Here is a 6918-nt window from a genome sequence, read left to right as displayed (position 1 = left end):
GAAGAAAGACCGGAGACTTCAGTTTAGTCTGGCACTGTTTTCAGGGAGGAGATCAGTGCTCTGTGGAACGGCTCATCACCGAGAGTCGCTCACCAGTTTATTGAAGAGATCTGGAAAAAGGTTCGAAGTGCACTTTCAGACGTCTCTATTTATGGGACTCGAGTGGTGGAGCCTCACCATGATGCTACACCACATTGGCATATCATTATGTATCTGAATGAGCAAGATCGAGAACATGTCATTTCTACATTTAAGAAATATGTAAAAAAATTAACTGGATTAGATGTTAGTAAACTCGTCCATAGTGTTTCTGTTAAAAATGAAGCTATTGTTCATTACCTGATGAAATATATAGCCTGGTCGGTTCCTGGTGTTTCAGGCAGCGATACAAAAGACGATGCTACTGGAGAAAAACATACTGCTATGGCAGAGCGAGTAAAATCTTGGGCATCATTATGGGGTATAAGACAATTTCAGCATTTTGGCTTGCCTGAGATTGGGGTATGGCGAGAATGTCGACGAATCAGAAGTATGAACATAACAGCAGAGTTAGGGGCTGCTGCTGAAGCTGTCCGTTACGCAGCAGATACCAGCGATTTTGCAGACTACATTCGCGCGCAAGGTGGTGCAGGATTAAAGCGCTCCGAAAGAAGAATACTGCAGGTTGCAAGAGAGCAATCTCCATATGAAAACCTGTGGGGAGAAACAACGATAATAACGATAGGAATAAAATGCCCGAATTCAGAAACTGAAAAAATAGTAAAAACTCGGGCTAGCCATTTTTTGCAACGCCCTGCCAGTCTAGTACGAAAACTATCCCGCCAACGGTTATATTCGTTGCCTTGTAATAATGTCAATAACTGTAGAAAATTAGACTCCAAAGGAAATGTTGATATCTCAGAGCCAATGTTTAATTCTTAAGTTTAACCTAGTGAATATTATCAATGTTAATAACTAGAACAATATACTGATGAACCTATTTGGTGACAGTTGGTTTGTACTGGTTTATTCTGCTGCATTATTTGCCCTGCAGCCATCATTCTTTGCCCCATTCCTGTATCGTGATAAATATTGGATGCACCGTATTGGACAACAAATCCATTATTGAGCAATACCTGATAGTCGGCTTTATCCCATGACCAGTCGGACATGAACCGATTCGCATAAGTCAATAATTCTGTTGTCCCTTGTGTTTGGACGCCATCGGGTGATCCTAGCCTGTCAATCACATCGGCCCGGCTCATGCCTTGGCTGATTTTAGAGAATTTCTCTCCCGTCACGCATGCCGTTAGAACCAGCGTAACAAAACACAACGTAATAACCCTTATGAGCATAGTTAATTCCTTTAAAGAAAATGTATTTTAATTCAGTGCGTTAGGTTTTTATTTCAAGTGATGGTAAGTCTACCATGCTTCGAATGAGATTTAAAAGCAGTAGATTTATGTACTGTAGATGTTTAGACGACAGAAATCCACACTGTGTAGCATGAAAAATACTCATGCCAAACATCTCCCTAATGCAAGGATTCGGATTTCTTTGAATCTGAAGAGGTTACGTACAGAAAAAGGACTGAGTCAGGAAAAAATAGCCGAATTGGCGAATTTCCATCGTACTTATGTTTCCCAGTTGGAAAGGTGCGTCACAAACATCAGCATTGATGGGTTGGAGCGCCTGGCTAATGCCTTGGAAGTTGATGTCACAGAGCTTCTGCGGATTCCCAATGATGACTAAACAGCTATAGTTTGGCAGGTAGCTTGCCCTATGTATTAGTCATCCTGCTTGAACACCTCCATGAGGTGCCTCAATACTGTTAATTGTTGTGTTTGTGCGTCTCACTGACACAGATGTGTTTGACCGTTTTGCTTATCTGATGATACCTACCCCGACACTTGCCGTGGGTGTCTTCGCTTCCGGAGTGCCTGTGTACTTTGTCCGCTGTGTTCCAGTAGTAGCAGGCATTCACGGAACTGGTTCGGTATCAAAGAGGTATGGTTTTGAGGATAAATTAATGATCAGATGCCAACGCAAACAAAAGCAACCCTGGAACGGAATTGCTAATCCAGTTTCTGACCATCGATTTTTCTAAAAAGTGTGCGTTTGCTACTACTTAGGCAGGCGCAGCTTTCTTAATCACCGGCAGCCACGTTATACAGGCCAGTTGATGGATCGATTGTTATCAATGATATCTTCATGAGTCGGTGTCTCACCCAGCTTACCGAAGCTGGCATAAAGTGAAGGCAGACGGGCCCGTCCTTCTCCCTTTTTCGCCAGAGGGAAAGCGCGAAGCATGGTGGCAGCCTCCCAGTCACAACAATAGGATGGTGTGCACGGCTGCTGACGCCATGATTCAGCGATAGAGCCGGAAAATACGGGGTCAAAGCCGGTATCATTAACCAGAGTCATCGTGACCTGTACTGCGGCTGGATGATCTCCTGCTACTGCAACTGCCAGGCGACCGCGGCTCCCTTCAGGTAGTCCCAGTCCTGCCAGAGAGTCGGCGAGTATATTGTTGAAGGCTTTGATAACTGGATGCCCAATCTGCTCCTGAACCCATTCACTTTCCGTCTGACCTTCATCCAGCGCAGCAATCTGCGGATCACGCAGACCTGGATAGTAGTTGCTCGTGTCAATGACAGGGACATGTGGAGGTAAACCCGAGAAAAGCCCATCAGGCAGACTACTCACCGCCGGGAATGGAATTGACAGAATAACGGCATCTATGTCAGTAACTACACCATGAATGTCCGCCGGCTCTGCGTTAATTTCACTGGCAAATTTCCTTACAGCGTCTAAACCGCGTGAATTTGCCACTTTTACCTCATGCCCAGCTTCGCTTAACTTACGTGCAAGCGTACCGCCAATATTGCCTGTACCAATTACGCCGATTTTCATATTTAACTCCTGAAGTTGTATGCAATAGGGGGTACACTAATCCCATACTGTGATAACAACAAGAACCTACAAAATAGTGGGTTGCTTACCTGGAGGTAAGTATGGAAAGAGATTGGCGTTGTGATGAACCTGAACAACGACTCGTATGGGCGCAGGTTACCAGCGAAGCACTGAAGATTATTGAAGGTAAATGGAAGACAATAATTTTATGCCAGCTTTTCGCCGCTAAAGTTCCACTGCGCTTTTCTGAGCTTGAACGTAGGATAGAGGGTGTAAATCAAAAGATGCTCATACAGCAGCTTAAGCAACTGGAAAAGGATGGGATTGTACTACGGACGCTTTATCCTGAAGTCCCGCCTCGTGTTGAATATTCCCTCACGGAACTAGGAACAGCGCTGGGTCCATCTATGGCGGCATTGATTGAATGGGCCCTGCTGCGTAGGGAAACTCTTGGCCTTGAGTCTGGTTGAGATTATCAGGCCGGTATATCCCGGATTGTTTATATTTCCTGAAATGATGTTCGAAACTTGTTTCGTGAAAACCGACGTTCACTGTTCGCTGTTCGCTTAAAGCAGCCTGTCAGCTTCGCTTTGTTTAAAAACGGCCTTACCGTTTGAGACTTTCCGTTTTACAGGCGATCCTCTACTTCAGATGATAATCCAGATAGCAAGAGGTTCGTCCGTAACCAGTTTGACCCTCATATTTTCTTATCCCACCACCTGAACTTCCTATGAAATATCGCCCACCAGCTCTGCTATAACTGCATCACCGCTGATTGCGCAATCGGGTACATCATTTCCTATTTCTGCGGAACCCGAAAATTATGGATATTGCCAGCATTGAAAAATTGATCGCTCTGGTTGAAGCCTCCGGCATTGGCGAACTGGAAATTGCCGAAGGGGCAAGCTCCGTGCGTATCAGCCGCGCCATCTCCAGCCCCACGGCGGTTGGGTCGTCCGCCGTATCCGCGGCCGTCGTCCAGCCGCAGTTGGATATTCCGATTCAGGCCGCACAGGCCAGGGCTATCGCGTCTGACCCAGCGACGGAACACATCACGCTGTCCCCGATGGTAGGAACCTTTTATCTCTCACCGGGACCCGGTGCGGCGCCATTTGTGGCTGTGGGTCAGCAGGTTAATATTGGCGATACCCTGTGCATCGTCGAAGCGATGAAGATGATGAATCAGATCTCGGCAGAGAACAGCGGGATCGTTAAAGCGATTCTGGCTACTGATGGTCAACCGGTTGAATTCGACCAGCCGCTGATAGTGATTGAATAGGGGATCTCATGCTGGACAAAATCGTGATTGCCAATCGCGGCGAAATCGCGCTGCGTATTCTGCGCGCCTGCCGGGAGCTTAACATCCGCTCGGTAGCTGTTCACTCTACTGCCGACCGCGAGTTAAAACACGTGCTGCTGGCCGATGAAAGCGTCTGTATTGGTCCACCGTCATCCGCTAAAAGCTATCTCAATATTCCGGCAGTCATTTCGGCTGCTGAAGTGACGGGCGCGGCGGCCATTCATCCCGGTTACGGTTTTCTGGCAGAAAATGCGGATTTTGCCGAACAGGTGGAACGCTCAGGATTTGTGTTTATCGGCCCGAAAGCGGAAACCATTCGTCTGATGGGGGATAAGGTCTCGGCTATTCAGGCAATGAAGCAAGCCGGAGTGCCGTGCGTACCGGGTTCCGATGGCCCGCTGGACGATAACCATGAGAAGAATCGCCGGCTGGCAGCCGGGATCGGTTACCCGATTATCGTCAAAGCCTCCGGAGGCGGCGGCGGGCGCGGGATGCGGGTTGTTCGCGAAGAGAAAGAGCTGGCGCAGGCCATTGACATGACGCGCGCCGAGGCAAAGGCGGCGTTCAACAATGATATGGTCTACATGGAAAAGTATCTGGAGAATCCACGCCATATCGAAATCCAGATTCTTGCCGATGGGCAAGGGCAGGCGATATATCTTGCCGAACGCGATTGCTCAATGCAGCGTCGCCACCAGAAGGTGGTGGAGGAGGCCCCTGCGCCGGGGATCACCGCGGAAATCCGCCAGGCTATCGGCGAGCGCTGTGCCAAAGCCTGTCTGGACATCGGCTATCGCGGTGCCGGCACCTTTGAATTTCTCTATCAGCAGGGTGAGTTTTATTTTATCGAAATGAATACCCGCATTCAGGTGGAGCATCCGGTGACGGAAATGATCACCGGCATTGACCTGATTAAAGAGCAGTTGAGGATTGCCTCCGGATTGCCTCTCTCCATCAGCCAGCAGCAGGTGAGCGTACGCGGTCATGCAATTGAATGCCGTATTAACGCCGAAGACCCGCACACCTTCATGCCCAGCCCCGGCAAAATTACCCGTTTTCATGCGCCAGGTGGCTTCGGCGTACGCTGGGAATCTCATATTTACGCAGGTTACTGCGTCCCACCGTACTACGACTCAATGATTGGCAAATTGATCGTCATCGGCGATAGCCGGAATGAGGCCATTGCGAGAATGGAACATGCTCTGAGCGAACTGGTGATCGACGGCATCAAAACCAACGCTGAACTACAGCGGCGGATCATGGCGGATGACCATTTTCGCGCTGGCGGCTGCAACATCCATTATCTGGAAAAGAAACTGGAGCTCAATCGCTGAACTTAGCCCCAAAGCCGCCTCCGGGCGGCTTTCTTCATTTATCGCTATCAATATCACTACAGGAAAACCGGAGGTAAGTTGTGTCTGCACTCTCTTATGTGACGGGTGAGAGCCATTGTGCCTGGGCTATATATCTCTCCCAGGTGGAACGCGTTCTGCCGCTGCCCGGCGATCTCAATCGCTGGGCCAATACTCTGCGCCACCCGGAAAGGGCGCTGATTGTCGATGTTCCTCTGGAAATGGATGACGGGACGATTCGCCATTTTGAAGGCTTTCGGGTTCAGCATAATCTCTCTCGCGGACCCGGCAAAGGGGGCGTGCGCTATCACCCCGACGTCAGCCTGCAGGAGGTGATGGCGCTGGCGGCGTGGATGACCGTGAAATGCGCGGCGCTCAATCTGCCGTTCGGCGGGGCGAAAGGCGGTGTGCGCGTCGACCCGTCGACGCTATCCGACAGAGAGCTGGAGCGTTTGACCCGGCGCTACACTTGTGAAATCAGCAGAGTAATCGGCCCACGGCAGGATATTCCGGCGCCGGACGTCGGCACTAACGCCCAGGTCATGGCCTGGATGATGGATACCTGGTCACGCAACGCCGGAACAGCCGCGACCGGCGTGGTGACGGGGAAACCGGTCCACCTCGGCGGATCGCTGGGGCGGGTACAGGCGACCGGGCGCGGAGTGTTTATCACCGGCTGTCACATTGCGGAAAAAATGGGACTCCCCGTGGCGCAAAGCCGGGTTGCGGTGCAGGGTTTTGGCAATGTGGGTAGCGTCAGCGCCGGGCTGTTTCATGCTGCTGGCGCGCGGGTGGTGGCTGTACAGGATCATCGTGCGACGCTGTATCAGCATAACGGGCTCGATATCCCGGCACTGCAGACGTGGCAACAGGAGCACGGCACAATAGCTGGCTTCCCCGGTGCCGATAACGTGACGGAAGAGGCTTTCTGGCGTCTCGAGTACGAGATACTGATTCCGGCAGCCCTGGAGGGGCAAATTAGCGCGGAACTCGCGGCTGGGCTGCGCTGCCGACTCATTCTGGAGGGAGCCAATGGTCCTACGCTGCCGGAGGCTGACGACGTGCTGGCTGGGCGGGGGATCGTGCTGGTTCCAGACGTTATTGCCAACGCCGGCGGGGTAACGGTCAGCTATTTCGAGTGGGTGCAGGATCTCTCCAGCCTTTTCTGGAGCGAAGAGGAGATCGACGCTCGGCTGGATACCATTATGCGCCACGCTATCGAAAGCGTCTGGCAAAAAGCACAGGCGCTGGCAATCCCCCTGCGTACCGCCGCCTGGGCCCTGGCCTGCGAACGGATCCTACAGGCAAGTAAAGACCGCGGGCTGTATTCCTGAGGCGTGGCGATAAAAAGCCCTGCGTTGCCGGCGCGGGGCT

At 51.0% G+C, this 6918-nt stretch carries 8 protein-coding genes; 6 read left to right on the top strand and 2 right to left on the bottom strand.

Annotated features, from left to right (window positions below):
- The first annotated feature begins 51 nt into the window (after nucleotides 1–51).
- The gene (locus tag ABLU67_RS18615; protein WP_348852449.1) at nucleotides 52–921 is read left to right on the top strand and encodes a replication endonuclease; all 870 of its coding nucleotides are present in this window, start codon (nucleotides 52–54) and stop codon (nucleotides 919–921) included.
- 26 nt (nucleotides 922–947) lie between these two features.
- On the opposite strand, the gene ABLU67_RS18610 is transcribed toward ABLU67_RS18615, so the two are convergent.
- Nucleotides 948–1334: a hypothetical protein gene (locus tag ABLU67_RS18610; RefSeq protein ID WP_227543370.1), complete on the bottom strand. Its 387-nt coding sequence runs from the start codon at nucleotides 1332–1334 to the stop codon at nucleotides 948–950.
- A gap of 151 nt (nucleotides 1335–1485) precedes the next feature.
- Here ABLU67_RS18610 and ABLU67_RS18605 point away from each other — a divergent pair, with 151 nt between their 5' ends.
- Nucleotides 1486–1731 carry a helix-turn-helix transcriptional regulator gene (locus ABLU67_RS18605; protein WP_110197054.1) on the top strand — a complete coding sequence of 82 codons (246 nt, stop codon included), beginning with the start codon at nucleotides 1486–1488 and terminating at the stop codon, nucleotides 1729–1731.
- Between the two features lie 414 nt (nucleotides 1732–2145).
- Here the strand turns inward: ABLU67_RS18605 and ABLU67_RS18600 are convergent, their stop codons facing one another.
- Nucleotides 2146–2892: an NAD(P)-binding domain-containing protein gene (locus tag ABLU67_RS18600; RefSeq protein ID WP_211753967.1), complete on the bottom strand. Its 747-nt coding sequence runs from the start codon at nucleotides 2890–2892 to the stop codon at nucleotides 2146–2148.
- A 101-nt stretch (nucleotides 2893–2993) separates the two neighbouring features.
- On the opposite strand from ABLU67_RS18600, the gene ABLU67_RS18595 reads away from it, so the two are divergent.
- The 4 genes from ABLU67_RS18595 (at nucleotide 2994) to ABLU67_RS18580 (ending at nucleotide 6878) form a co-directional block, all read left to right on the top strand.
- Complete coding sequence (locus tag ABLU67_RS18595) at nucleotides 2994–3362, top strand: helix-turn-helix domain-containing protein (RefSeq protein WP_063266891.1); 369 nt, start codon at nucleotides 2994–2996, stop codon at nucleotides 3360–3362.
- 353 nt (nucleotides 3363–3715) lie between these two features.
- Nucleotides 3716–4171 (top strand): acetyl-CoA carboxylase biotin carboxyl carrier protein, encoded by a 456-nt coding sequence (gene accB, locus ABLU67_RS18590; protein WP_032414556.1) that lies wholly within the window; start codon nucleotides 3716–3718, stop codon nucleotides 4169–4171.
- Nucleotides 4172–4179: 8 nt separating this feature from the next.
- Complete coding sequence (accC, locus tag ABLU67_RS18585) at nucleotides 4180–5526, top strand: acetyl-CoA carboxylase biotin carboxylase subunit (protein WP_064323858.1); 1347 nt, start codon at nucleotides 4180–4182, stop codon at nucleotides 5524–5526.
- 80 nt (nucleotides 5527–5606) lie between these two features.
- Complete coding sequence (locus ABLU67_RS18580) at nucleotides 5607–6878, top strand: Glu/Leu/Phe/Val dehydrogenase (protein WP_064323859.1); 1272 nt, start codon at nucleotides 5607–5609, stop codon at nucleotides 6876–6878.
- Nucleotides 6879–6918 lie beyond the last annotated feature (40 nt).

The organism is Klebsiella sp. GN_Kp190, assembly GCF_040061795.1.
Lineage (GTDB): Bacteria > Pseudomonadota > Gammaproteobacteria > Enterobacterales > Enterobacteriaceae > Klebsiella > Klebsiella michiganensis.
The sequence above is the reverse complement of the archived record's forward strand: the minus strand, read 5'-3'. Positions and strand labels throughout refer to the sequence as shown.